This is a genomic window from Collimonas rhizosphaerae, assembly GCF_038896935.1.
GTDB lineage: Bacteria > Pseudomonadota > Gammaproteobacteria > Burkholderiales > Burkholderiaceae_D > Collimonas > Collimonas rhizosphaerae.
Genome location: NZ_JBANDC010000003.1, coordinates 333,814 through 359,875 on the forward strand (window position 1 = coordinate 333,814; position 26,062 = coordinate 359,875).

The following is a 26,062-nucleotide window of genomic DNA, read 5'->3' on the forward strand; positions in this document are numbered from 1 at the left end:
AAAATGAAAACGATACTGACGCTGGTCACCGCTGCGCTGCTGACCGCTGCTGCTCCCTCCTTCGCCGCAGACCCGCAAGCCGAACTCATCCAGCAAGCCGAAACCGCGGCCAAAACCTGGATGGCGCTGACCGATGCCGGCAAATACGGCGAAAGCTGGGAGCGCGCAGGCACATTCTTCAAGACCGGCATCGCAAAAAACACCTGGGAAACCGGAGTCCGCTCATTGCGTGCGCCACTCGGCCCGGTAAAGGCGCGCGAGCTGAAAAGCACGGAATATGCGACCACCCTGCCCGGCGCGCCGGACGGCGAATATGTCGTGATCCAGTACGAGACGCAGTTCGAAAACAAAAAATCGGCGACCGAAACCGTTACGCCCATGCGCGAAAAAGACGGCAGCTGGAAAGTCTCGGGCTATTTCATCCGCTGACAGCGGCAAAGGAAACGTAGTGCGGGGGATGCGAAGGGAAGGAAGCAGAATAGAATCGCAGGCTAGGCGGCCTGGATTGCCCCAGGATCCGAAAGCCACCTCGTGAGGGCCTCGAAATCTCTTAAAACAGGGCGCCTTGTGGGCAGATCTGGAACATAACCAGAAATCGTTTCAAGCAACCGGCAGAACAGGTCTGCCCGCGCGTTCATTGAATCTCGTTCAATGTAGAATCCGGTGTGGGTTATTGTATTGTCGGCCATGCCAATAACAACATCTCCAATGCAGACAGTGTCACAAGAATGGAATATCATGTCCACTCACAAATTTGTATGCGCCATAGCAGTTTGTTATAGAGCGTTACAACCACATCCTGCATTGGCATAAGATCATGATCCGTTTCAGACAAATCGAGGCTTTCCGCTCACTGATGATTTCCGGCACCAGCGTCTCTGCGGCACGTCGCCTGCACGTTACCCAGCCGGCGATCAGCCGCCTGATCGCAGATCTAGAGGCCGACCTCGGTTTTCGCCTGTTCAACCGGGCCAAGGGGCGCCTGGAGCCAACCAATGCCGGCGTGCGCTTTTATAAAGCGGTGGAAGAAAATTTCCTGGGGCTGGAACGGCTGATGCAAGTGGCGGGCAATATCCGCCATGAAGCGCCGGAAGGCCTGACCATCGCCTGCCTGCCGGTGCTGTCCACCACCCTGCTGCCGGAAGTGCTGCAACGTTTCTTCAAGCAGCATCCCGATGTCTCGGTCAAGATCGACAGCTGCACCGTGCCCGAGATCCTGGTCGGCCTGCAGGACCTCAAGGTCGACATGGCGCTGAGCCTGGCGTTTCCGCCGTTTGCCGGCATCGAGGTCGAACCGCTCATGGAAGCCAGCGTGCTGTGTGCCATGCTGGCCAGCCACCCCCTGGCGCAAAAGGAAGTCATCCTGCCGGAAGACCTGGACGGCGAAAACGTGATCGGCTGGATGCCCAACAGCGCGCAATCCTACGACCGTGAATTGTCGACGCTGAAATCGGCCGCGATCCGCCCCAATTACACCATCCAGACGCATACCTCGCACACCCGCTACGCCATGGTCGCCAACGGCTTCGGCGTGGCCATCGTGGAACCGTTCGCAGCGAAGATCTGGCTCCCCCATGGCGTCGTCACGCGGCCGTTCAAGGCTGACATCAACTACAAATACGTGCTCGCCTACCCGAGCGGCGGCATCCGCTCGGAACTCGCCCACGACCTGCGCGAAGCCGCGGTCCATGTCGCGAAAAACTATAACTTCGGCCTGTAGCAGAAAGCCGCATTGCCATCCGCATAATCAACATCGCGGGTGCAGTTTTTTCCCTACGCGGTAGCGTCCTCTTTCCGCTTGGGCGCCAGCGCCCACCCTATTCGGCTGGAAGCGGACATGCCAAACTTGCTTTACACACCCTACCCAACTTGATGAGGCCGGCGGCCTGGCAGCAGCGCCGGCGATCTGTAACGCCAACTAGGGAGTCACTATGACCGTAGATCCTAAACAATTGATTGTTATAACCGGAGGCCCCGGATCGGGAAAAAGCACGTTGATTGATAGCCTGGCGCAGGCCGGCTATGCGCGCTCGATCGAAGCAGGCAGAGGTGTCATACAAGACCAGGTGGCAATTGGCGGACATGCATTGCCATGGCAAGACACCGCGTCATTTGCTGAGTTAATGCTGTGTTGGGAAATGCGTTCATACCACCTTGCGGCAAATATGACCGGACCGGTTTTCTTCGACCGCGGCGTACCGGATGTGGCTGGATATTTACAGTTGCTGGGGCTGGAGATACCCGCGCACGTGGAAAAAGCAGCATTAGCTTTTCGCTACCATCCGCAAGTATTCATTGCGCCGCCATGGCCGGAAATCTTCTCTCAAGACAAGGAGCGAAAGCAGACATTTGAAGAAGCCGTGCGTACCTATGATTCCATGGTCGCCATTTATGCAAAGTATGGCTATGAACTGATCGAGCTGCCGCGAACGCCAGTCGAAGAAAGGTTGCGCTTCATCTTGTCCAGGCTGCAATCTGGGGCGTTCGGATCGGCGCAATGATTTTTTTTGAATGCAGGCAATGCGTCATGGTGAATGCATCCGGCCGTTTGAGGGCGTTAAATCCATCATCCCCTGCAAAAATCAATTCTAAATATGTGCTAGCCTAGCCGCTCTCTGTGTCGCAAAAAACCATGACTTCGGCCTATAAGAGGAACCAGAATGTATTCGCCTGAAAGACTGATTGAAAATTTAAGCGTTTACATCGAAGAATTGAAAGACCTGGTTTCAGCAGGAACCGCCGCTGCTGAAAAAGACCGCTTGCTTATAGAAAAATCGAATATAGAAGCCTACGTAGGAAAACTCGAAACGCTTCCTGCAAACCGGCGCCTGACTGCAAAACATATTGAACAGGGACTCGCACTGGAGCCCCACCCCGAGGGCGGCTTCTATCGTGAATTCATCCGCACCGGCGCCTGCACCGTGATTTTCTACCTGCTGCCCGAGCAAGCCATTTCCAGCTGGCACAGCCTGCAAGACACCAAAGAGAGATTCAAGCTGATCTCGGGAGATGCTTTATGCATCCCGAAAATAGATGGCGGCGGGCTGTGGAAATCGGAAGAAAACGTCACGTATGAAAATGACGTCGTCATAGAAAAGAACGACGGCTTCGGCGACTGGTTCGGCGCCTACCCGGCTGGAGAATACGGACTCGTCACCTGCGAATGCAAAGGTCCGTTCGAGTTCGCGAAATTCAAGATTGCCGGGCCGGAAGACCTGGCGGCATTTCGCGACAAGAATCCTCGGCACAGGCAAACCATCGACAGGCTTGCGCCGAAAAACGGCTGACGCCCCAAAAAATTGCTAATCCGCAGGCAGGACGATGGTAGCCACCAGGCCGCCGTCGGCATGATTGCGCAGCTGCAGCTCGCCGCCATGCGCCTGCACGATGTTGCGCGCAATGCCCAGGCCCAGCCCCATGCCGCCGGCATTCTGGTCGCGCCCGTGCTCCAGCCGGGTGTAAGGCTCGAACAGGCTGTGCAAGGCTTCTTCTGGCACACCGGGACCATGGTCGCGGATCTGGATCTGGATATTGTTTCCGGATGCATTGATCAGGCCAGCGACCGAAATTTCCACCTTCTCGCCATAGTGCAGCGCATTATCGAACAGGTTGCCGATGGCGCGCTTGAGCGCCAGCGGCTTGGCCATCACCGTCAGGCCCGATTCGGCAAACGCAACTTCGTGCCCGGCCATGCGGGCGTCTCGTATCATGCGCAAGATCAGCGCATCAAGCTTTACCTCGGTGCGGTTTTCATGGATATCGCTATCCTTGACCGATTGCAAGGCGCCCTTCACCATCATGTCGAGCTCATCCAGGTCTTCGTGGAATTCGCTGCGCAGATGCTCATCGTCCAGCAGCTCGGTGCGTAGCTTCAGGCGCGTGATCGGCGTGCGCAAATCGTGCGAGATCGAGACGAACAGGCGTTCGCGATCATCCAGGTAGCGCTTGATGCGTTCGCGCATGGACCTGAAGGCGCGCGCGGTCTTGATGAATTCGCGGCTGCCGGTTTCCGGCAATTCAGGCGCGGCCTCGCCTTTGCCGAATGCTTCGGCGGCGTCCGACAGCGCCGCCAGCGGCCGCGTGGTCCAGCGCACCACCAGGATCGACAGCAGCAGCACGGTAGCCAGCGACAAGCCTTGCAGCAGCAAGCGCTCCGGCGACAACGGGTTATCGCTATCGAGGAAATAAGGATTCGGCATAAGCGCCGCCAGGTACAGCCAGTTGCCGGGTTCGAGTTCGGTCTGGATCACCAGCACCGGCGCCGGATTCGGCTTGATCAGCAGCGTGTGCTGGACCCAGCTGTCCGGCAGGTCCGCCACCTGCAAGCCTTGCGGCGACACCACCAGGTCGTCGGGCCAGGCAAACGCCAGGCGGAAACCCGGCAGGAACGGCAAGTCGGTTTTCAGGGTGGCGCCGATCTCGGCCAGCGCCATGTTGGCCAGGGTGTTGTCGGCGATCGTGTGGATGGTCACCGGACCGTCGTTGGTGTTCACAAAAAAACGGGTGCCGCCCATCTCGCGCAGTTGCTGGATCAGGATCGGCCGGTAATTCGCCGGCAGGCTCATGAAGAAACGGACCGCGCTGGCCGCGGTGTGCGCCAGATGCTGCGCCGCGGTCCTGGTTTCGACTTCCGCCTTGCTGCGCAGCTGCGCCGACCAGATCAGGCCGCCCGCCAGCTGCGTCACCAGCACCCCGAACACCATCACCACCGAAAGGCGGCCCAGCAGCGTATGCGGCAGTAGCCAGGACAGCAGCTGGTTATACCAGGCCGACCAGCTACGCTTGGGCGCCGCCTCAGATCTGCGCAGCGGCCACATCGGCGGAGAATACGTAGCCGGCGCCGCGCACGGTCTTGATCAGGTGCGGATCTTTGCCGCCGTCGTTCAGGCGCAGGCGCAGCTTGCTGATCTGCACATCCAGCGACCGGTCCAGCGGGCCGACATCGCGGCCGCGGGTTTCCTCGCACAGGACACCGCGGTCGAGCACGTCGCCCGGATGTTCGACAAAATATTTCAGCAACTGGTAATCGAGTCCGGTCAGCGCCACCAGCTGGCCGTCAGGATCGCTCAAGGTGCGTTCCACCGTATCCAGCGTGAAGCCGACAAAGCGGTAGTAGCGCGGCGCCACCGCGCTGTCGATGCTGGTGCGGCGATGGATGGCCTTGATCCGCGCCAGCAGTTCACGCGGGCTGTAGGGCTTGGCGATATAGTCGTCGGCGCCCAGCTCCAGGCCGACCACGCGGTCGGTCTCGTCGGAGCTGGCGGTAAGCATGATGATGGGAACGTTGGACTTGCGGCGGACGGTCTTGCACAAGGCGAAGCCATCGGTATCCGGCAGCATCACGTCCAGGATCACCAGCGACAGTTCTTCAGCGTAGCGCTGGAACTCGGCCAGGAACGCCTCGCCGTTATGCGCCAGGCGCACTTCGTACTGGTTCTTTTCCAGGTAGGCTTTCAGCAGCGTCCTGGTTTTCTGGTCATCGTCAACGATCAATATCTTACGCATTTGGCCTATTGTTCCTGCTTTCCGGTTTTCGACACAGAGCGGGCGATGCTGGCCAGCTTGCGCTGGATATCGCTCTCGCTCATCTTGTCATCCACAAAATAATGGTGCACCTCGGCCACGATGGCGTCTTTCGCGGTTTCGTCGGCGGCCATGCGGTGCACCAGGCTCGGCGCCTGGAATGCGCTGCCCTTGCTGAACGCGCTCCAGGAAGCGCGCGCGCAGCTATCCATTTTCGACAAATCCGGCGAACGCCATACCGGGATCGCGCCCTTGACCTGATTGTAAGCGCTTTGCACCGGCTGCGACATGATCAGCTGCGCCAGCTTTTCCTGCGCCGGCTGGTGCGAATAGTCGCCGGCGAACATGGCCAGGGTATCGACGCTATATAGATGGTAGTCTGCCGTGCCCGGCACCGCCGCACAAGAAAAATCCTGGTCGGTGTTCAAGCCCCAGGCCAGCAGCTCCCCTTTGGCCCAGTCGCCCATCACGAACATGGCGGCGTCGCCGTCCGCCAGCTGGCGCGTCGCCTCCGGCCACGGCCGTTCCCGCAGCGGCTGCGGCATCCACTGCTTGAGCGACCGCAAGCGCTTCAAGGCATGGGTCATGCGCGGGTCGCCGAACGCGGCCGGATTCAGGTCGACAAACAGGGAGCGGTAATAGGCCGGGCCGCTCTCCGCCAGCACCAGCGTTTCAAACAGGGTGGCGACCTGCCAGGCTTCGCTGCTTTGCGCCAGCGGCGTGACGCCGGCCTGCTTGAGTTTTTCCGCCACCCGCTCGAATTCGGGCCAGGTCCTGGGCGCCGCCAGGCCGAGCCGGTCGAAAATCTTCTTGTTATAAAACAGGTTATTGATGCGATGTATGCCGAGCGGCGCCGCCACTACGTGGCCACGGTTATGCACCAGCGACCATACCGTCGGGAACAGCAGCTTCTGCCAGCCGCCCGGAGTGGCGACGTCGTCCAGTTCCAGCAACAGGCCGAGATCAGCCCATTCGCCGAAGACAATGCCGTTGAGCTGGGTCGCCTCGGGCGCCTTGCCGGCCAACACCATGCTCTTGAGCACCTTGCTGGCGCCCAGGCCGGCGCCGCCGGGAATGGCCAGGTCGCGCCACTGGATATTTTCTTCCGCGAGCCGGCCTGCCAGCACGTCAACCGACTTGCGTTCCCCGGCCGAAGTCCACCAGTGCACCACCTGCAGCGACGCTGCCGGCTGGCCTGCGCCGGCAACCGGCGTCGCGGCGGCGGCATCGGCCATGCCTGCCGAGTACTGGAACAGGCAGCCGATTGCCCATGATGCGAGCCATTTGCGCGATCCTGCGGACCAGGTTTTCGCGCCTCCCCTTTTATTAGCGTATCGCTTGTCAATCATCGAGCGCCTTATTGATTTTTTTATAAAAACCTGTCCTGCCTCCCCCCCAACATCGCGTGTGACTATAGCGCAAGTCGGGTTCACAACGTTAGCAGTCTTCTTGTTTTGTAAAGAAACGTAAGTATTCGTAATTTTATCTATACTGGCCTAAGCAGGGCATTACCGCGATTTGACCTTATTGCCGGATGAAACAGCCGCAATTCGCTGGCAACACTGTAAAGATATGTAATCCGCATAAATCGCATATTTTAATTTTCCTGAATAAAATCAAAAGCTTATGTAATTTGCATAGATGCTTTCCAACTAAGATGGCGACACATTTTTTATGGTGCTAATGTCTGTGCGCGGCGGTTTCACGGGCTTCATCCCCTGGAAAGCGCCGCACTAATAAAACCCCAAGCGATAGCGATAAATCCAAGCGGTAAAACCCAAGAGGAGACTTTGATGCAAACCATCAACCGAATTCGTACCATCCGCAATGCAGTGCTGATCGCCCTGGCGGCAGCCGGCACGGCGCAAGCCGGCACCTTGACCATCGAAAGCTGGCGCGTCGACGACAAGACTTTGTGGGAAACCGTGCTGATCCCGGCTTTCCAGAAAAAGAACCCTGGCATCGAAGTCAAATTCGCGCCGACCGCTCCTACCGAGTACGACTCCAGCCTGACCGCACGCCTGGCCGGCGGCACCGCGGGCGACCTGATCGCCTGCCGTCCTTTCGATGTCTCGCTGTCCCTGTACAAGAAGGGCAACCTGGAAAAGCTGGACGGCAAGCCAGGCATGGAACACTTCCCGGCTTCCTCCAAGACCGCGTGGCAGACAGATGACGGCAAGGACACGTTCTGCATGCCGGTGGCGTCGGTGATGCACGGCTTCCTGTACAACCAGAAAATCTTCAAGGAACTGAACCTGCAGCCGCCAAAAACCGAAGCGGAATTCTTCAAGGTGCTCGACACCATCAAGAGCAACGGCAAATACACGCCGCTGGCGCTGGGCACCGCAGACCAGTGGGAATCCAGCCAGGTGGTCTTCACCGGCGTCGGCCCCAACTACTGGAAGGGTGAAGAAGGCCGCAAGGCGCTGATCGCCGGCAAAGAAAAATTCACCGATCCTAACTTCGTCAATGCGTTTGAATACGAAGCCAAGCTGGGCAAATACCTGTCCAAGGGCGCCAGCTCGCAAACCTACGGCGACAGCCAGAACCTGTTCGCGCTCGGCAAGGCAGCCATCTACCCTACCGGCTCCTGGGACATCGCCTACTTCAACACCAACGCCAAATTCGAGATGGGCGCCTTCCCGCCGCCAGTGCCTAAAGCCGGCGACAAATGCTATATCTCCGATCACAACGATATCGGCATGGGCGTCAACAAGAAATCCAAGAACAAGGAAGATGCCTACAAGTTCCTGGCCTGGCTTGGTTCGCAGGAATTCGCCGACATCTATACCAACAAGGTCACCGGCTTCTTCTCGCTGTCGGACCACCTGATTTCGGTCAAGGATCCGGTCGCCAAGCAGATGATCGACTGGCGCAAATCCTGCTCGTCGACCATCCGCCTCAATGCGCAAATCCTCAACCGCGGCGAGCCGAGCATGGAAAACCAGCTGTGGAACGTGAATGCCCAGGTCCTCAACGGCAAGCTGGCGCCGAAGGAAGCCGCGGCGCAGATCCAGACCGGCTTTGCCAAATGGTATAAACCGCAACAATAAGCACTGCTGTTCGCCGGCCGGGGAAGAGTTTAAGATTGACTCTACCCTGGCCGGCAAGCCACACAGCAGCCAAGGCTTGCCGCCGGGTAAGCCCGTGATCTACGGCACGGAAGTCAAAAATAAGCCGTCGTCATGCCCGTATTCCATGGTCGACCAAGCCGGGCGCGGATGAAACACGATCTCCCCCGTGTTTCATCCGCGCCCGCGGAGACCTGCGCATTTTTTTGCCATCACCGAAAACCCGAATGAATCTTCAAAACAAGAAATTCCCTTGGCACATCGTGGTATTCCTGGCGCCAGCGGTCATCATCTACTCCATGTTCAGCGCCCTGCCTTTGCTGGACACCCTGCGCCTGGGCTTCTACACCAGCAACGACGCCGGCGTCCACAGTTTCGTCGGCCTCGCCAATTACCACACCATCCTGTTCGATTCGGACTGGTCCAAGGCGTTCTGGAACGCCATGCTGAACAACGTGAAATTCTTCGCGATCCACATGCTGCTGCAAAATCCGATCGGCCTGCTGCTGGCCACCCTGTTCAGCCTCAAGGGCCTGCGCGGCGCGCGTACCTACCGCACCCTGATTTTCCTGCCGACCCTGCTGTCGGTGGTGATCATCGGTTTCATCTGGCAGCTGATCCTGTCGCCGCTGTGGGGCGTCGGCGAAGGCTTGATGACGCATGTCGGCCTGGGCGATTACTTTGCGCCGTGGCTGGGACAGGAAAGCACCGCATTGCTGACGCTCGGCCTGGTCTCGGTCTGGCAATACGTCGGCATCCCGATGATGCTGATCTACGCCGCCCTGCTGGCGGTGCCGGAAGAAGTGCTGGAAGCAGCCTATGCCGAAGGCGCCAGCTCGTTCCGCATCTTCTGGCAGATCAAGCTGCCGCTGATCCTGCCGACGCTGGGGCTGGTGACCATCCTGACCTTCGTCGCCAACTTCAACGCCTTCGACCTGATCTATTCGGTCAAGGGCGCGCTGGCCGGTCCGAACTACACCACCGACATCCTGGGCACCTTCTTCTACCGCACCTTCTTCGGCTACCAGGCGCAGATCGGCAGCCCGACCATGGGCGCGGCGGTGGCGACCCTGATGTTCCTGGTGATCCTGCTCGGCGTCGCCAGCTATTTCTACTTCGTGCAGCGCAAGCTGACACGCTACGAACTGTAACGAGGACAGCACATGACACCGATTTCCTCGCTCTCTTCAAACGCTGCCGCCGCCTCGGCGCCGGTGCTGCGCCAAAGCCGCTTCGCCAATCTCGGCCGCATCTGGGTCCATGTGGTGCTGTGCGCCTACGCCGTGATCGCGCTGTTCCCGATCGCCTTGATCATGATCAATTCGATCAAGTCGCGCGACGCCATCTTCGACAATCCGCTGGCGTTCCCGACGCCGGAGACGTTTTCGCTGATCGGCTTTGAAAAGGTGCTGCACAACACCAACTTCATGCTGTACTTCGGCAATAGCCTGGTGGTCACGCTCGGTTCCCTGCTGCTGATCGTGCTGTTCGGCGCCATGGCCGGCTGGGCCCTGTCGGAATACAAGTTCCGCGGCAACCGCCTGATGGCGCTGTACCTGGCGCTGGGCATCATGATCCCGATCCGCCTGGGCACGGTCTCCATCCTGCAGCTGGTGGTCAGCCTCGACCTGATCAACACCCGCACCGCGCTGATCCTGGTGTACACCGCGCAAGGCTTGCCGCTGGCGGTGATGATCCTGTCCGAATTCATCCGCCAGATCCCCAAGGAGCTGAAAGACGCGGCGCGCTGCGACGGCGTCGGCGAATTCAAGATCTTCTTCCAGATCATCCTGCCGCTGATCCGTCCGGCGATCGCCACGGTGGCGGTGTTCACCATGATCCCGGCCTGGAACGACCTGTGGTTCCCGCTGATCCTGGCGCCGTCGGATGAAACCAAGACCGTTACCCTCGGCGTGCAGCAGTTCATCGGCCAGTATGTGACTGACTGGAATTCGGTATTGGCGGCGCTGTCGCTGGCCGTGATCCCGATCCTGGTCATGTACGTCATATTCTCCCGGCAATTGATCCGCGGCCTGACATCCGGCGCCGTCAAGTAATACAGAAAACGAGACATTCCATGGCAAACGTAAGCGTAAGACAACTCACCAAATCGTATGACGGCAAGCAGAACGTGCTGGCCGACCTCAACCTGGACATCAAGGACGGCGAATTCGTGGTCCTGGTCGGCCCCTCCGGCTGCGGCAAATCAACCCTGCTGCGCATGCTGTGCGGGCTGGAATCGATCACCAGCGGCGAGCTGTCGATCGGCGACCAGGTCGTCAACCACCTGCCGCCGGCCGAACGCGGCATCGCCATGGTGTTCCAGAGCTACGCCCTGTATCCACACATGAGCGTATACAAGAACATGGCGTTCGGCCTGAAGATCGCCGGCGCCGACAAGGCCGCCATCGACCAGCGCATCCGCCATGCCGCCGGCATCCTGAAAATCGACCACCTGCTGGACCGCCTGCCGCGCGAACTGTCCGGCGGCCAGCGCCAGCGCGTGGCGATCGGCCGCGCCATCGTGCGCAAGCCGAAACTGTTCCTGTTCGACGAACCGCTGTCCAACCTCGACGCCGCGCTGCGGGTCCAGACCCGGCTCGAAATCGCCAAGCTGCACAAGCAGCTGGAAGCCACCATCGTCTACGTCACCCACGACCAGGTAGAAGCCATGACCCTGGGCGACAAGATCGTGGTGATGAACGACGGCTACATCCAGCAGGCGGGATCGCCGCTGGAACTGTACCAGCGGCCGCAAAACCTGTTTGTCGCGACTTTTATCGGCTCGCCCAAGATGAACCTGTTCAACGGCGCGATTACGGCAATCGAAACCGACCACCTGAAAATCAGGCTCAGCAGCGGCCAGGAGATCCGCGCCGATGTCGCCGCCGGCACGGCCAAGGCCGGCGCCGCCGTGACGATAGGGCTGCGGCCTGAACATATCCTGGAAAACGCGCATAGTGGTGAAGTATTCAGCGGCAAGGTCAGCATCGTCGAGCACCTGGGCGAAGCCAACTTCATTTATGTGACGCTGCAGGACGGCCAGGACCTGCTGGTGCGCGGTGACGGCAACAATCCGGTGCATATCGGCGATACCGTCACCCTGTCGGCGCCAAGCAGCGCCTTCCATGTGTTCGACGCCAAGGGCCTGGCGCTGGCGAGGTTAAAACCTGGAAACATGATTTCATCCAAACAATAATAGATACAATATGCGCCTTCAAAAAGGCGTGGGGGTAGAGTTGAAAACAGCGTACGAATATCTGATCGGCGTCGACGGCGGCGGCACCAAGACCCAAATCCGGGTCGAGCGCCCGGACGGCAGCCATGTCGCCGACGGCAGCAGCGGACCGTCGGCGCTGATGCACGGCACCAGCAAAGCCTGGTGCGCCATCGTCACGGCGCTTGACGGCGCATTCCAGAGCGCCGGCATCGTCCGGCCGCCCTACCAGGCGATCGCTGCCGGCTGCGGTTTGTCGGGCATCAACAATCCGCAATGGGCAGCGCAGTTCCGCGCCCAGAACCCCGGTTTCGGCGCCCTCGCCACCGGCACCGACGCCTTCACCACCTTGCTCGGCGCGCACCTGGGCCAGGCTGGCGTGGTGGTCGCCATCGGCACCGGCAGCGTCGGCGAAGTCTTGCTGGCCGACGGCAGCCGCCGGGAAGTCGGCGGCTGGGGTTTCCAGACCGGCGATGAAGCCAGCGGCGGCTGGATCGGCCTGCGCGCCGCCAACCATGTCGAACGCGCCCTGGACGGCCGTGTCGCGCCGGGTTCGCTGGCCCGGGCCATCGTGCGCTTTTGCGGCGGCGACGACGACGCCGGTGCCGATTTCAGCAGCAGCGCGAACCGGGAACGCGTGATCGCCTGGGTCAACAGTGCCAACCAAAGCATTTTTGCGCAGCTGGCGCCGCTGGTGGTGGCGCATGCCGGGCAGGATGAAGCGGCGCTTGCCATCTTGCACAAGGCCGGCCAGGAAATCGCCCAGATCGCCAACGCGCTCGACCCATCCCAGCAATTGCCGATTGCCCTGTGCGGCGGCCTGGCCGCCCCGTTGCAAGCCTATTTGCCGGAACCGTTAAAATCGCGCGCGACCACGCCGCGCGCCGGCGCCGCGATCGGCGCATTGCTGCTGCTGCGCCAGCAGCTCGCAGCAGAGTCAGCAGGGGAAACAATATGAACGGCAACGCTACACAACTGCATGGCAATATCCTGACCAGCGACGGCTGGGTGACCGGCAGCATCGGCTTCAGCGACATGATCACGGAAATCAAAGGCAGAACAAACGAAAACCCGCAGGAACAGACACCGGCCAGCGGCGATTACATCTTGCCCGGCTTTATCGACCTGCACGTCCATGGCGGCGGCGGCAAGGACATCATGGAAGCCGGCGACGCCGTGCACGTGGTTTCGCGCCTGCACGCCCGGCATGGCACCACCAGCATGCTGGCCACCACCATGACCGCGCCGGCGGAAGAGCTGGAAGCGGCGCTGGGCGCAATCGGCCGCGCCTGCCGCGGCCGCCGCGCGGGCAGCGCACGGGTGCTGGGGGCGCACCTGGAAGGTCCTTACATCAATCCCGGCAAGCTTGGCGCGCAGCCTGATTTTGCAATTGCCGCGACCTTGGAGCAAGTCGACTGGCTGCGCAGCTTCGCCCCCTTGAAGCTGATCACCATCGCCCCCGAGATCAACGGCCACATGGCGCTGGTGAAGACCTTGTCGCAGCTCGGCATGCGGGTGCAGATCGGCCATACCCTGGGTACTTATGAAGATGGCGTGGCCGCCCTGAAAAACGGCGCGGCCGGGTTCACCCACCTGTTCAACGCCATGAGCTCTTTCCATCACCGGCAGCCGGGCATGGCCGGCGCTGCGCTGGCCCATGCCGAATACGCCGAACTGATCCCGGACCTGCTGCATGTCCATCCGGGCGCCATCAAGACCGCGCTGCGGGCGATTCCGCGCCTGTACTGCGTCACCGATTCCACCGCGGCTTCCGGCATGCCGGACGGCGAATACATGCTGGGCCGCCAGGTAGTCCATAAGTGCCTGGGCGGCGTGCGCCTGGGCGACGGCACCCTGGCCGGCAGCACCCTGACCATGGACCAGGCCTTGCGCAACCTGGTGTCGCTCGGCCTCGACCTGGCCGAGGCATCGCTGCGGGTTTCCACCTACCCTGCCGACTATCTCGGCATGCAGGAGCGCGGCCGCCTCAAGGAAGGCTGCTTCGCCGACATCCTGGTGCTGGATCGCCAGCTCAAACTCAAAGCCGTTTATGTAGAAGGAGAAAGAATTGACCTCGTTGATGCTTAAAGAAGCCCGCTCGGCGGCAGAACACGTCGCCTTGCAGCTCAGCCAGGACCGCGACCGCTACGCCGAACTGGGGCAACGCCTGCGGGCGGCGCCGCCGTCGACCATCCTGACGGTAGCGCGCGGCAGTTCCGACCACGCCGCCAATTACTGCGCCTACCTGATCATGGCCCGCCTGGGCCGCATCGTCGCTTCGCTGCCGCTGTCGCTGGTGACCCTCAACAAAGCGCCGCTGATCGCGCGCGATGCGCTCGTCATCGCCATTTCGCAGTCGGGCCAGAGCCCTGACGTGATCGAACCGATCCGCTATTTCCGCGACAGCGGCGCCACCACCGTGGCGCTGGTGAACGATGCCGCATCGCCGCTGGCCGGCAGCGCCGAATGGACCTTGCCCTTGCATGCCGGCGCCGAACTCAGCGTAGCGGCCACCAAGAGCTTTATCGCCAGCCTGGTGGCAGCAGCCAGGCTGGCCGCGCACTGGCAAGACGACGCCGCCTTCCTGGCCGCCATCGACGCCTTGCCGCAAGCGCTCACCGCGGCCACCCAGCTTGACTGGACGCCCGCTATCGAGGTCCTGGCGCCCTCCTCGCGCATCATGGTGGTCGGCCGCGGCATCAGCTTGCCGCTGGCGCTGGAATCGGCGTTGAAATTCAAGGAAACCTCGGCGATCCAGGCCGAGGCTTTCAGCGGCGCGGAAATCAAGCATGGTCCGATGGCTTTGATCGATGAGGGTTATCCGCTGCTGATCTTCGCCACGCGCGGACCGACCCAGGCCGGCCTGCTCAAGCTGGCCGAGGAAATGCGCGGCCGCGGCGCCAAGGTATTGCTGGCGGCGCCCGACGACGTGGCGGCGCGCGACCTGACCCTGCCGGTGGCGGCAACGCCGGATCTCGATCCGATCGTGGCGATCCAGGCGTTCTACGTGATGGCGGCGCAACTGGCGGTGGCGCGCGGCATGGATCCCGACCAGCCGCGGCACCTGAGTAAAGTGACCAAGACCGAGTAAGCAGAATCCATGCAGCAATCTGTCCGCTGGGGCATTCTCGGCACCGGAAAAATCGCCCGGGCTTTTGCTGCCGGCCTGCGCGACGCCCCCGGCGCCATCCTGCAGGCGGTGGCGTCGCGCAGCAGCGGCAGCGCCGACGCATTCGGCCGTGAATTCGATGTAGAGCGGCGCCACGCCTCATACCAGGCGCTGGCCGACGATCCGCAGATCGATGTAGTCTACATCGCCACGCCGCATTCCATGCACGCCGAAAATGCCATCATGTGCCTGGAAGCCGGCAAACATGTGCTGTGCGAAAAACCGTTCACCATGAACCGGCGCGAAGCGGAACAGGTGATCGCTCTGGCGCGCCGCAACAGCCGTTTCCTGCTGGAGGCGATGTGGTCGCGCTTCTTGCCCGGCATCGCCGAAGCCAGGCGCATCGTCGCCGGCGGCGAAATCGGCAAGGTGCGCCAGGTGCAGTCGGATTTCAGCTTCGTCGGCGATTTCGGACCGGAACACCGCCTGTACAACCCTGGACTCGGCGGCGGCGCGCTGCTCGATATCGGCATCTATCCTTTATCGATCTCGACTTTTTTCCTCGGTCCGGTCGACGCCGTGCAGTCGATTGCCGACATCGGCGCCACCGGCGTCGACGAGCAAACCGCGTTTTCCATGCGCCATCGCGGCGGCGGCCTGTCTTCCTGCGTCTGCAGCACTCGCGTCGCCGGCCCGGTAGAAATGACCATCTCCGGCGAGCTTGGCTACCTGCGCCTGCATACCGGTTTCCACCTGGGCGCCAGCTTGACCATAACGCTGGCAGACGGCAGCACGCGCAGCCAGCAATGTCCATTCATCGGCAACGGTTATGCGCACGAGGCGATCGAGGTGATGCGCTGCCTGCGCGCCGGGCTGGTTGAAAGCCCGTTCATGACGCACGACGAGACGCTGGCGCAGATGGCTGTGCTCGATACGATACGCGCGCAAATCGGCGTGGCCTATCCGGCCGACCATGCCTGAGGATGCGAACCCGGATAGAATGAGCCAGCAGCGTTATCATTACCGGGATCATCATGCAGAATATTCAAGCAGTAGAATTGGCCAAAGCCTACCGCCTGCTCAACCACGGCCCCACCACCATCGTCACCAGCGCCCATGGCGGCGTCAGCAACGTAATGGCGGCGGCTTGGGCGATGCCGCTCGATTTCGATCCGCCCAAGGTCTTGCTGGTGATCGACAGCAGCACCCTGACCCGCGAGCTGGTGGAAGCCTCGGGCGAGTTCGCCCTGAACATCCCGACCCGGGCGCTGGCCGAAACCACGCTGGCAGTGGGATCCAGCTCGGGGCGCGAAGGCGACAAATTCGCCGCGCTTGATATCGCCACATTTCCATCGGAGAAAATTGGCGCGCCGCTGATGTCGGGCTGCCTGGCCTGGCTCGAATGCAAGGTGATCCCCGAGTTGCACAACCAGCAGCGCTATGACCTGTTCATCGCCGAAGTGGTCGCCGCCTGGGCCGATTCAGCGGCCTTCTCGGCAGGCCGCTGGCACTTCCCGGCGGACGACCAGCGCTCGCTGCACTACCTGTCTGGCGGCGCCTTTTTTGCCACCGGCGAAGCATTCAACGTCGAACTGAAACCGTAGCGAGGATTCAATTTCCTGCCGGGCCGGAGCGGATCAGCCGCGCCCGATGAACGGCATGTTGGTCGCCATCACCGTCATGAACTGAACGTTCGCATCCAGCGGCAGGCTCGCCATGTACAGCACGGCGTTGGCGACGTTTTCCACCGACATGGTCGGTTCCACCGCAACCTGGCCGTTGGCTTGCAGGATGCCCTGTTCCATCCGTTCGGTCATGTCGGTGGCGGCGTTGCCGATATCGATCTGGCCGCAGGCGATATGGTATTTGCGGCCATCCAGCGAAGTCGATTTGGTGAGGCCGGTGATGGCGTGCTTGGTGGCCGTATACGCCACCGAATTCGGCCGCGGCACATGGGCCGCGATCGAACCGTTGTTGATGATGCGGCCGCCGCCCGGCGTCTGCGCCTTCATGATGCGGAACGCTTCCTGCGTGCACAGGAAAGCGCCGCTCAGGTTGACATCGACCGACGCCTTCCATTGCGCAAAATCGACATCTTCCAGCGACGCCGGTTTGGTAAAGATGCCTGCATTGTTGAACAGCAGGTCCAGCCGGCCGAATTGCTCCTTAATTTTTTCGAACAAAGCCCTGACCGACGCCGGATCGCTGACATCGGCCGGCACCGCCAAGGCGTCCGCGCCCGACGCCCCGGCGGCGGCGATCGTTTCCTCCAGCGCCGCAACGCGCCGGCCCGCCAGCACTACGCTGTAACCGTTGCGCAGCAAGGCCAGGGCGATGTGCCTGCCGATGCCTGAACCTGCGCCGGTAACCAGCGCGACTTTTTTCGTTGTTGCCATTGGGTGTGCTCCTTGCGTGTGTTTCCCTTCATTTTAACGGTGTTTCAGCATCCGGCCCGAGGCGCCTGGAGAACGCCTGCAAACTTGTAATATTCAAATGCGACATTGATCGTTCACTGCGTGATTTTGTTTTGTTAATCTGCCCGGCATGGCGATCGCTTTTGCGGTCGACCGCACCGAACCATCAACCAGGGACCACAACAATAATGAAATCATTTGCCATCCTGTTTACCGGCCTGACGCTGCTGTCGGGCCTGGCCCATGCAGACAAGCTCGACGACATCAAGAAAGCCGGCGTGCTGAGGGTCGCGACGTTCGACGGCAATCCGCCGTTCGGTTTTGTCGACCAGAAGACCAACAAGATCATCGGCCTCGATGTCGACTATGCCAACGAAGTCGCCAAAAAACTCGGCGTCAAGGTGGAGCTGGTGCCTACCAACCCGGCCAACCGGATTCCCTTGCTGACATCCGGCAAGGTCGACGTGGTGTTCGCCAATTTCACCATCAACGCCGAGCGCGCCCAGGTGATCGATTTCAGCATTCCTTATTTTGCTTCGGGCCAGCAGTTCCTGGCGAAAAAAGGCGTGCTGAAGAACGCTGCGCAGATTCCTGAACTGCGCATTGGCACCGACAAAGGCACCACCATGGAAACCACCTTGCGCGAGAAATACCCGGCCGCCAAGGTAGTCCTGTACGACGACACCCCGTTCGCCCTGGCCGCCCTGCGCAACGGCAATGTCCAGGCGATCACCCAGGACGGCTCGAAACTGATTGCGCTGCTGGCGAATATCCCGGACAAGGAAAAATATGAAATCCCGGCGTTTGCCATATCCGAGGAATACGAAGGCGTCGGCGTGCCCAAGGGCGAGACGCGCCTGGTCAATACGCTCAACGACACCCTGCGCGAATTTGAAAAGAACGGCACCGCCCTCAAGATCTACGACAAGTGGTTCGGCCCCGGCAGCAAGTCGCCGCTGCCGCGCCTGTTCAAGATCGGCGACACCAAGCTGAGCCAGAACTGACCGACTTCTGAGTGCATCTGTCTTGCACCGGCATTCCTTCGGGTTTGCCGGTGTTTTTTTATTTAGTAACTGCGAAGTAGAAAATGATTGAGTTCCAAGCTGCCCTGGGGCAAATGCTGGCTCCCAAATATCTCGGCTGGCTGGTCGACGGCCTGTGGATGACGCTGCAGCTGTCCGCCGTGGTTGCCGTTCTTTCCACCTTGCTCGGCATCGTCGTCGCAGCCGCACGCTCGAGCCGGCAGCCTTGGCTGTTGCTGCCTGCCGGCGGCTTCCTTTCGGTCTTCCGCAATACGCCGCTGCTGGTGCAGCTGTTCTTCTGGTATTTTGGCGTCTCCAGCCTGCTGCCGGAGGGTTCGGTGGAATGGCTCAATACGGTGCACAGCGTGGCGCTGGGGCCGTACCTGAAACTGACATGGCCATCGTTCGAACTGCTGTGCGCGATCTTCGGCCTGAGCCTGTATTCCGCCGCCTATGTCAGCGAGGAAATCCGCGCCGGCATGCGCGGCGTCGCCGAAGCGCAAAGGCTGGCGGCGGCCGCCCTTGGCCTGACCCGCTGGCAGGGATTGCGTTACGTGATCCTGCCGCAAGCGGTACGCATCGCGCTGCCGCCCTTGCTTGGCCAGTACATGAACATCGTCAAGAACACGTCATTGACCATGGCCATCGGCCTGGCCGAACTGTCTTACACCTCGCGCCAGGTAGAAGCGCAAACCTTCAAGACGTTCCAGGCTTTCGGCGTGGCGACCTTGTTTTACATCGCCGCCATCGCGCTGATCGAAACCGCCGGCCAGCTGCTCCAGCGCCGGCCAAGACTTGCCGGCGGCGCGCAGCGATGAGCATGCAGCTCAGCGTATTGGCGAACAACCTGCCCTACCTGCTCTGGGGCGCCTATCCCGACGGCCCGCTGGGCGGCGCGGCCTTGACCGTGCTGCTCAGCGTCGGTTCGGCGCTGGCCTCGGCATTGCTGGGGCTGGTGCTGGGCGTCGCCTTGTCGCTGACGCGCGGCTGGCCGCAGCTGCTGCTGACCATGGTGCTCGGCTTCTTCCGGGCGATCCCGGTGCTGATGCTGATCTTCTGGACTTACTTCCTGCTGCCGATTGTTTTCCATATCGACGTGCCGGGCGTGCTGTCGGTGATGTGCGCCCTGGCGCTGATCGGCGGCGCCTACCTGGCGCATTCAGTGCATGCCGGCATCAGCGGCATCAAGGACGGGCAATGGGATGCCGGCCTGTCGCTGGGCATGACGCGCATGGCGGTGCTGCGCCACATCGTGCTGCCGCAGGCGCTGCAGATGATGCTGCCTTCCTTCGTCAACCAATGGGTAACCCTGATCAAGGACAGTTCACTGGCCTACATCGTCGGCGTCGGCGAACTGTCATTCGTGGCGGCGCAGGTCAACAGCCGGGTGATGATTTATCCGGCCGAGATCTTCATGTTCATCGGCTTGATCTATTTTGTGCTGTGTTCGGGGCTGGGCTTGCTTGCGGGCCGGGTGGCGGCACATTTTCAGGCCACCACCACCTGAGTGTGACCCGGGGCCGAGCGGCTGGCTTTCTTCACGACGATGTCCACGTCACGCCCGAGGCGGTTCAGGCACTCGATCATCTTGGCCTGGCTGATCCCCCTGAATTTTCCGCGCAACATTTCTGACAGTTTAGGCTGAGGCATGCCCAGCAGGTCGGCAGCAACTTGCTGAGTCAAATGCCGGCTCCTGATGATCTGGGAGATCTCATGCGCCAGCTTGGCCTTGACCAGCATTTCATCGGCATCGGGGAAACCGAGATCGGCATAGGGGTTATCGCTGCCTATTTCAATATCGATGCCGTTGATAGTGACTTTCTGATTCACTCTCCACTCCTTTGCATTGCGATTGCGGTTTTCAATCTGGTTCGAATCAAATCCATATCCGGCTTGGGTGTGGCGCTACCGCTAACAGACTTTTTCTGAAAACAATGCAGCACATACAGCGCCTCGGCATAGCGCACCGTATAGATGGCTCGATACGTATCACCTTGGCAGTCTTCTACAATTTCCAGTACACCGGCGCCGCCAAAACCTTTCATCGGCTTGGCCTGATCATGCTTGCCGCCGGCCTGTGCCAAATGCAACGCGTAACCAAAAGCGGCTTGAACTTCTGCCGGCATCGCGGCAAGGTCTTTTTTTCGCCGAACCTACCCAGTGCAGAGGTCTCGTAAAAGCAGATGTCATAAATTATACCCAAATATAGATAAGCGCGCGACATGGTCCTCATCACGGCGTAGATAGATGAATGGATTGATCGATTGACTAAACCCGAATCGAATTTATACTGTACATACATACAGTATAATATTTCTCCGCCCACGCTTTTACCTAAATGTCATTTAGTCATGCCCATGCCCGCCAGCGCCCTATCCAGCATTTCCGCCGCCGCCCAATCGGTCGTGGCGGCCTTGCCGCATGCCTTGTGGCGCGCAGACCAGATGGGTTCCTACCAGGGCGTGGTCACCGCCTCCGGCCATCCATCCCTCGACCGTGAATTGCCGAACGGCGGCTGGCCGCATTCGGCATTGATAGAGCTGCTGCTGCAACAAGCCGGCTGCGGCGAAATGCGCCTGCTGCAGCCGGCGCTGATGGGCATCGCCAGCCAGCGCCGGATCGTCTTGCTGCAGCCGCCGCATTTGCCGCAGATCGCGGCCTGGGACGGCGCCGGCCTGGCCAGCGGACAGCTGCTGTGGATCAAGGCGGCGCGCAGCGCCGATGCGCTGTGGTCGGCGGAACAGGTATTGCGCAACGGCAGCTGCGGCGCGCTGCTGTTATGGCAATCCCATGTCCGGGGCGAGGCTTTGCGCCGCTTGCACCTGGCGGCCCAGGCCAGCGACACCCTGCTGTGGCTGCTGCGGCCGCTGAGCGCCGCCCACGAATCCTCGCCCTCGCCTTTGCGGCTGGCATTGCGGCCGGCGCGCAACGGCGTCGAAATCCAGCTGCTCAAACGCAAAGGGCCGCAACACGAACAAGCGTTTTACCTGCCGCTGGCGGCAACCGTGGCCCCGGCCACCGCTCCAGCCGTTCCGCCACCTTCTTTTGCCGTACCCGACCATGACACTCTGGATAGGCATACACCTGCCGCTGCTGGCGCTGGAAACATTGCGCCCGCGCTGGTCTGAACCCTGCATGCTGGCGGTGCTGGAACATGACCAGGTGCTGGCCATGACACCCGCCGCGGCGGCCAGCGGCGTGCGCCCGGGCATGCGCCGCGGCGGTGTGCTGGCGCTGGCGCCGCAGGCTTTGTTATGCGAGCGCGATGCGGCGCGCGAACAAGGCGCGCGCGACGATATCGCGCTGGCCCTGCTGCAATACACGTCGGAAGTAGCGCATGCCGAGGAGGATTCGCTGCTGCTCGACATCAGCGCCAGCCTGAGCGCTTTCGGCGGCCGTCTGGCGCTGTGCCGCCGCATCCGCGACAGCATCCAGGCGCTGGGCTTTACGCCGCAGCTCAGCATGGCGCCGACCGCCCAGGGCGCGTGGCTGCTGGCCCGCCATCGCCGCCGCATGCAGCGCCGCAGCCTGCGCCTGGCCAGCCTGCAGCGGCGGCTGGATGGATTGCCGTTCGCGATCCTGCCGGCGGCGCGCCCCCACCAAGAATGGCTGGCCGGCATCGGCTGCCAGACCCTGGCCGACTTGCGCAAGCTGCCGCGCGCCGGATTGCAGCGGCGCAGCGACAAGCACATCCTGGACACCCTGGACCGCGCCTACGGCAGCGCGCCCGAAATCTTCGAATGGGTGCAGCCGCCGCAGGCATTCAGCGCCTGGCTGGAGCTGCCGGACCGTATCGAACATGCCGAGGCGGTACTGTTTGCGGCACGCCGCCTGGTCTTGCAAATGATCGGCTGGCTGGTAGTGCAGCAGCTGGCGGTATCGCGTTTCCTGCTGTCGCTGGAACACGAGCGCGGGCGCCAGGCAATCGCCCCGACGCCGCTGGAAATCGCGCTGGGCGAACCGGCCTGGCATGAAGAACACCTGCTGCGCCTGTTGAAAGAAAGGCTGGGCCGGCTGCAACTCGATGCGCCGGTGATCGCCTTGCGCTTGCAGGCAACCCAGGTAGCGCCGATGCTGCCGCCGACCGCCTCCCTGTTTCCCGAGCCGGGCGGCACGCCCGGCGCCTATGCTCGCCTGCTGGAGTTGCTGAGCGCACGGCTCGGCAGTGAAAACGTCTTGCAGCCGGCAGCGCTGGCCGACCACCGGCCGGAAGTCGCCAACGCCTGGCAGGCAGCCGGCGACGGCCTGTGCCGCCAAACGCCAGGCGATGCATTGCCTCGGCTCCAGCCGCAACGGCCATTCTGGCTGCTGCAGCAGCCGCTGGCCCTGATGCTGCGCAAGCACCGGCCGTTTTATGGTTCGCCGCTGCGCCTGCTGTCAGGGCCGGAGCGGATCGAATGCGGCTGGTGGGACGGTCCGCCGACTGTGCGCGACTACTTCGTGGCGGAAGGCGAAGAAGCTGCTTGCTACTGGATATATCGCGAGCGCGACGGCGATGACATCCACTGGTTCCTGCACGGCTTGTTTGCCTGATTGCCTATGGACGACAATCCCGCGCTGGCGCCGCCGTCGATCGTATTGCCGGAATACGCCGAACTGCAGTGCGTCTCGAATTTCAGTTTCCTGCGCGGCGCCTCGCATCCCGAGGAACTGGTGGAGCGCGCCGTCCAGCTTGGCTACGCGGCGCTGGCGCTGACCGACGAATGCTCGCTGGCCGGCGTGGTGCGCGCCCATGTCGAAGCCAAGAAACATGGACTGCCGCTGCTGATCGGCAGCCAGTTCCAGCTGCACGAGGCCGACGGCAGCCCGGCGTTTTCTCTCATCGCGCTGGCGCAAAACCGCGAAGGTTACGGCAATCTTTCGGAACTGATCACGCTGGCGCGCAGCCGCGCCGGCAAAGGCCATTACCTGCTCCGGCCGCAAGACCTCGATGCGCCGGACAGCGCCAACGCCCACCTGCGCCAGCTGCCCGATTGCCTGCTGCTCCTGCTGCCGGCTCATGGCGTCGACAGCGCAACGCTGGGCCGCCAGGCGGCATGGCTGCGCAATACTTTTCCCGGCCGCGCCTGGATCGGCATGACCATGCTGCACCAGGCCGGCGACGAATGCCAGCGCGCCGTGATCGAGCAGGCCGCGCAAGCGCTCGGCTTGCCGGTAGCCGCTACCGGCGATGTCTGCATGCACCGCCGCTCGCGCAAGCCGCTGCAGGATACGCTGGCCGCGATCCGGCTCGGCAAGACTGTCGCCGCTTGCGGTTATGCGCTGGCGCCGAATGCCGAACAGCACCTGCGCGCCAGGCTGCGGCTAGGCAACCTGTATCCGGCGGCGGCCTTGGCCGAAACGGTAAGGATCGCCGGCATGTGCAGCTTTTCGCTGGATGAACTGCGGTATGAATATCCGGATGAAATCGTACCGCCGGGGCATACTCCGGCCAGTTATCTGCGCCAGCAAACCTATATCGGCGCGCGCAGCCGCTTCGCCGACGAAATCCCGGCGGCGGTGCAGCGGCAGCTGGAAGACGAACTGGACCTGATCCAGGAGCTGGAATATGAAGCTTATTTCCTGACGGTCTACGATATCGTCCAGTTCGCCCGCAGCCAGGGCATCTTGTGCCAGGGCCGCGGCTCGGCGGCCAACTCGGCGGTCTGCTACTGCCTCGGCATCACCGAAGTCGACCCCGCCCGGAGCACCTTGCTGTTCGGCCGCTTCATCAGCCGCGAGCGCAATGAACCGCCCGACATCGACGTCGATTTCGAACACCAGCGGCGCGAAGAAGTGATCCAGTACATCTACGAAAAATACGGCCGGCGGCGGGCGGCGCTGACCGCGGTCGTGATCAGCTACCGGCCGCGCAGCGTGCTGCGCGATGTCGGCAAGGCGCTGGGCGTCGATCCGGGCCTGGTCGACCAGGTCGCCAAATCGCAGCGCTGGTGGGACGACAAGCAGCAGCTGCAGCAGAACTTCGGCGAACTCGGCATGGCTGCCAATACGGCGATTGCCGAACAATGGGCCGAGCTGTCGCATACGCTGATGGGATTTCCGCGCCACCTGTCGCAGCACCCGGGCGGCTTCGTGATTTCACGCGGCAAGCTGTCGCGCCTGGTGCCTATCGAAAACGCGGCGATGAAAGATCGCAGCGTGGTGCAATGGGACAAGGACGACCTGGACGCCCTGCGCATACTCAAGGTCGATGTGCTGGCGCTGGGCATGCTGTCGATGCTGCAGCGGGCGCTGGCGATGGTGGCGACGCAACGCGGCGAAACATTCGAGATGAAAGACATCCCGCGCGAAGATCCCGCGACTTACGACATGATCTGCAAGGCCGACACCATAGGCGTGTTCCAGATCGAAAGCCGGGCCCAGATGAGCATGCTGCCGCGCCTGAAGCCGCGTCAATTCTACGACCTGGTGATCCAGGTTGCGATCGTCCGGCCGGGACCGATCCAGGGCGGCATGGTCCATCCTTATTTGCAAAACAGGAAAAAAGATCCTGGCAAAATCGTCTACCAGAAAAATTTGCAGCAAGCATTGGAACGCACCCTGGGCATACCGATTTTCCAGGAACAGGTGATGCAGATCGCCGTGATCGCGGCAGGTTTCACCGAGGGCGAGGCCGACAGCCTGCGTCGCTCGATGGCGGCCTGGAAGCGCAAAGGCGGCCTCGAAAAATTCGAACGCAAGCTGATCGACGGCATGACAGACAGGGGCTACGACAAGAGTTTCGCCGAAGCCATCTACAGCCAGATCCAGGGCTTCGGCGAATACGGCTTCCCGGAAAGCCACGCCGCCAGTTTCGCCCTGCTCGCCTACGCCAGCTCCTGGCTCAAATGCCATGAACCGGAAGCGTTCCTGGCGGCGCTGCTGAACAGCCAGCCGATGGGATTCTATTCGCCGTCGCAGCTGGTGCAGGACGCGCGCCGGCATGGCGTGGAAGTGCTGCCGGTCGATATCAACGTCAGCAACTGGGAAGCTGCCCTGGAATCAACCTCGGCGGCCAGGCCGGCAGTCAGGCTGGGCTTCAACCTGGTGCGCGGGCTGAATTCCCGCAATGTCGACGAGATTGAAGCGGCGCGCGCGGTGCGTCCGTTCACCGGCCTCAAGGACATGGCCTTGCGCAGCGGCCTGCAGCGCGACCAGCTGCAGGCGCTGGCCGCCGCCAATTCGCTCGCGCCGCTGGTCGGCAACCGCCGCCAGGCGTTGTGGCAGGCGCTGGTCAGCGCACCGGACAAAGGCTTGCTCAGGCAGGCCCAGGTGGCGGAAGAAGCCTTGCTGCTGGCGCCGCCGACGGAAGGAGAAAACCTGCTCAACGATTACGATGCGCTGGGCCTGACCCTGGGGCGCCATCCGCTGGCGCTGCTGCGCCCGCAGCTCAATGCCCAGCGCTTCAGGCCGGCCGAGGTGCTGAATACTTTCCGCAGCGGCCAGCTGGCGCGGGCCTGCGGCATCGTCACGGTGCGCCAGCGCCCCGGCACGGCCAAGGGCGTGGTGTTCGTCACGCTGGAAGATGAAACCGGCACTGTCAACGTCATCGTCTGGCCCGACCTGGCGGACAGCCAGCGCAAGGAATTGCAGGGAGCGAAGCTGATGGGCGTCAATGGCAGCTGGCAGTCCCAGGAGGGCGTCAGGCACCTGGTGGCCCAGCACCTGATCGACATGTCGCCCATGCTGGGCAAGCTGTACACCAGCAGCCGCGACTTTCACTAAAA

24 protein-coding genes and 1 pseudogene are annotated in these 26,062 nt (G+C 61.8%); 19 read left to right on the forward strand and 6 right to left on the reverse strand.

Features of this window, described 5'->3' with window-relative positions; all coding sequences use genetic code 11:
* The first annotated feature begins 3 nt into the window (after window positions 1–3).
* The 4 genes from V8G57_RS06005 (at window position 4) to V8G57_RS06020 (ending at window position 3,287) form a co-directional block, all read left to right on the forward strand.
* Window positions 4–429: a DUF4019 domain-containing protein gene (locus V8G57_RS06005; protein WP_342828574.1), complete on the forward strand. Its 426-nt coding sequence runs from the start codon at window positions 4–6 to the stop codon at window positions 427–429.
* Between the two features lie 388 nt (window positions 430–817).
* Window positions 818–1,720: a LysR substrate-binding domain-containing protein gene (locus V8G57_RS06010; RefSeq protein ID WP_092401313.1), complete on the forward strand. Its 903-nt coding sequence runs from the start codon at window positions 818–820 to the stop codon at window positions 1,718–1,720.
* 211 nt (window positions 1,721–1,931) lie between these two features.
* On the forward strand, window positions 1,932–2,501 hold the full coding sequence (locus tag V8G57_RS06015; RefSeq protein WP_342828576.1) for an AAA family ATPase: 570 nt from the start codon (window positions 1,932–1,934) through the stop codon (window positions 2,499–2,501).
* Window positions 2,502–2,660: 159 nt separating this feature from the next.
* Window positions 2,661–3,287 carry a cupin domain-containing protein gene (locus V8G57_RS06020; RefSeq protein ID WP_342828577.1) on the forward strand — a complete coding sequence of 209 codons (627 nt, stop codon included), beginning with the start codon at window positions 2,661–2,663 and terminating at the stop codon, window positions 3,285–3,287.
* Between the two features lie 15 nt (window positions 3,288–3,302).
* Here V8G57_RS06020 and V8G57_RS06025 read toward each other — a convergent pair whose 3' ends face one another.
* Genes V8G57_RS06025 through V8G57_RS06035 form a run of 3 tightly spaced genes read right to left on the reverse strand, consistent with a single transcriptional unit; the run spans window position 3,303 to window position 6,758 of the window.
* A complete protein-coding gene (locus tag V8G57_RS06025) occupies window positions 3,303–4,817 on the reverse strand; it encodes an ATP-binding protein (protein ID WP_092401322.1) in 1,515 nt (504 codons plus the stop codon).
* The gene (locus V8G57_RS06030) at window positions 4,795–5,505 is read right to left on the reverse strand and encodes a response regulator (protein ID WP_342828578.1); all 711 of its coding nucleotides are present in this window, start codon (window positions 5,503–5,505) and stop codon (window positions 4,795–4,797) included. The genes V8G57_RS06025 and V8G57_RS06030 overlap by 23 nt, the downstream gene beginning before the upstream one ends.
* Before the next feature lie 5 nt (window positions 5,506–5,510).
* Window positions 5,511–6,758, reverse strand: coding sequence for an ABC transporter substrate-binding protein (locus V8G57_RS06035; protein WP_342828579.1), 1,248 nt, complete (start codon window positions 6,756–6,758; stop codon window positions 5,511–5,513).
* Between the two features lie 558 nt (window positions 6,759–7,316).
* Between V8G57_RS06035 and V8G57_RS06040 the strand changes: the two genes are divergently transcribed.
* From V8G57_RS06040 to V8G57_RS06080, 9 genes are all read left to right on the forward strand, one after another.
* Window positions 7,317–8,576: an ABC transporter substrate-binding protein gene (locus V8G57_RS06040; protein ID WP_342828580.1), complete on the forward strand. Its 1,260-nt coding sequence runs from the start codon at window positions 7,317–7,319 to the stop codon at window positions 8,574–8,576.
* 245 nt (window positions 8,577–8,821) lie between these two features.
* Window positions 8,822–9,745, forward strand: a complete 924-nt coding sequence (locus tag V8G57_RS06045) for a carbohydrate ABC transporter permease (RefSeq protein ID WP_041742035.1) — start codon at window positions 8,822–8,824, stop codon at window positions 9,743–9,745.
* A gap of 12 nt (window positions 9,746–9,757) precedes the next feature.
* The gene (locus tag V8G57_RS06050; RefSeq protein ID WP_342828581.1) at window positions 9,758–10,651 is read left to right on the forward strand and encodes a carbohydrate ABC transporter permease; all 894 of its coding nucleotides are present in this window, start codon (window positions 9,758–9,760) and stop codon (window positions 10,649–10,651) included.
* Window positions 10,652–10,671: 20 nt separating this feature from the next.
* Window positions 10,672–11,793: an ABC transporter ATP-binding protein gene (locus V8G57_RS06055; protein WP_342828582.1), complete on the forward strand. Its 1,122-nt coding sequence runs from the start codon at window positions 10,672–10,674 to the stop codon at window positions 11,791–11,793.
* Between the two features lie 10 nt (window positions 11,794–11,803).
* Window positions 11,804–12,769, forward strand: coding sequence for a glucosamine kinase nucleotide-binding domain-containing protein (locus V8G57_RS06060; RefSeq protein WP_342828583.1), 966 nt, complete (start codon window positions 11,804–11,806; stop codon window positions 12,767–12,769).
* On the forward strand, window positions 12,766–13,899 hold the full coding sequence (nagA, locus tag V8G57_RS06065) for an N-acetylglucosamine-6-phosphate deacetylase (RefSeq protein ID WP_342828584.1): 1,134 nt from the start codon (window positions 12,766–12,768) through the stop codon (window positions 13,897–13,899). Before V8G57_RS06060 ends, nagA begins: the two co-directional genes overlap by 4 nt.
* Window positions 13,892–14,902: an SIS domain-containing protein gene (locus V8G57_RS06070; RefSeq protein ID WP_342828637.1), complete on the forward strand. Its 1,011-nt coding sequence runs from the start codon at window positions 13,892–13,894 to the stop codon at window positions 14,900–14,902. Before nagA ends, V8G57_RS06070 begins: the two co-directional genes overlap by 8 nt.
* 9 nt (window positions 14,903–14,911) lie before the next feature.
* The gene (locus V8G57_RS06075; RefSeq protein WP_342828585.1) at window positions 14,912–15,901 is read left to right on the forward strand and encodes a Gfo/Idh/MocA family protein; all 990 of its coding nucleotides are present in this window, start codon (window positions 14,912–14,914) and stop codon (window positions 15,899–15,901) included.
* Window positions 15,902–15,954: 53 nt separating this feature from the next.
* Complete coding sequence (locus V8G57_RS06080; protein ID WP_092401351.1) at window positions 15,955–16,524, forward strand: flavin reductase family protein; 570 nt, start codon at window positions 15,955–15,957, stop codon at window positions 16,522–16,524.
* Window positions 16,525–16,557: 33 nt separating this feature from the next.
* On the opposite strand, the gene V8G57_RS06085 is transcribed toward V8G57_RS06080, so the two are convergent.
* Complete coding sequence (locus V8G57_RS06085; protein WP_342828586.1) at window positions 16,558–17,316, reverse strand: SDR family oxidoreductase; 759 nt, start codon at window positions 17,314–17,316, stop codon at window positions 16,558–16,560.
* Window positions 17,317–17,522: 206 nt separating this feature from the next.
* Here V8G57_RS06085 and V8G57_RS06090 point away from each other — a divergent pair, with 206 nt between their 5' ends.
* The 3 genes from V8G57_RS06090 (at window position 17,523) to V8G57_RS06100 (ending at window position 19,863) form a co-directional block, all read left to right on the forward strand.
* On the forward strand, window positions 17,523–18,338 hold the full coding sequence (locus V8G57_RS06090; protein WP_092401356.1) for an ABC transporter substrate-binding protein: 816 nt from the start codon (window positions 17,523–17,525) through the stop codon (window positions 18,336–18,338).
* 83 nt (window positions 18,339–18,421) lie between these two features.
* Window positions 18,422–19,174, forward strand: a complete 753-nt coding sequence (locus V8G57_RS06095; protein ID WP_342828587.1) for an amino acid ABC transporter permease — start codon at window positions 18,422–18,424, stop codon at window positions 19,172–19,174.
* A gap of 2 nt (window positions 19,175–19,176) precedes the next feature.
* Window positions 19,177–19,863 carry an amino acid ABC transporter permease gene (locus tag V8G57_RS06100; protein WP_342828638.1) on the forward strand — a complete coding sequence of 229 codons (687 nt, stop codon included), beginning with the start codon at window positions 19,177–19,179 and terminating at the stop codon, window positions 19,861–19,863.
* On the opposite strand, the gene V8G57_RS06105 is transcribed toward V8G57_RS06100, so the two are convergent.
* Both V8G57_RS06105 and V8G57_RS06110 read right to left on the reverse strand, forming a co-directional pair.
* Window positions 19,845–20,186, reverse strand: a complete 342-nt coding sequence (locus tag V8G57_RS06105; RefSeq protein WP_092401364.1) for a helix-turn-helix domain-containing protein — start codon at window positions 20,184–20,186, stop codon at window positions 19,845–19,847. The genes V8G57_RS06100 and V8G57_RS06105 overlap by 19 nt on opposite strands.
* A pseudogene (locus V8G57_RS06110) lies at window positions 20,183–20,546 on the reverse strand (type II toxin-antitoxin system RelE/ParE family toxin). Before V8G57_RS06110 ends, V8G57_RS06105 begins: the two are co-directional and overlap by 4 nt.
* Before the next feature lie 167 nt (window positions 20,547–20,713).
* On the opposite strand from V8G57_RS06110, the gene imuA reads away from it, so the two are divergent.
* Genes imuA through V8G57_RS06125 form a run of 3 tightly spaced genes read left to right on the forward strand, consistent with a single transcriptional unit; the run spans window position 20,714 to window position 26,060 of the window.
* Complete coding sequence (gene imuA / locus V8G57_RS06115) at window positions 20,714–21,484, forward strand: translesion DNA synthesis-associated protein ImuA (protein WP_342828589.1); 771 nt, start codon at window positions 20,714–20,716, stop codon at window positions 21,482–21,484.
* Window positions 21,417–22,889 carry a Y-family DNA polymerase gene (locus tag V8G57_RS06120; RefSeq protein ID WP_342828590.1) on the forward strand — a complete coding sequence of 491 codons (1,473 nt, stop codon included), beginning with the start codon at window positions 21,417–21,419 and terminating at the stop codon, window positions 22,887–22,889. The genes imuA and V8G57_RS06120 overlap by 68 nt, the downstream gene beginning before the upstream one ends.
* Before the next feature lie 6 nt (window positions 22,890–22,895).
* Window positions 22,896–26,060, forward strand: coding sequence for an error-prone DNA polymerase (locus V8G57_RS06125; protein WP_342828591.1), 3,165 nt, complete (start codon window positions 22,896–22,898; stop codon window positions 26,058–26,060).
* Window positions 26,061–26,062 lie beyond the last annotated feature (2 nt).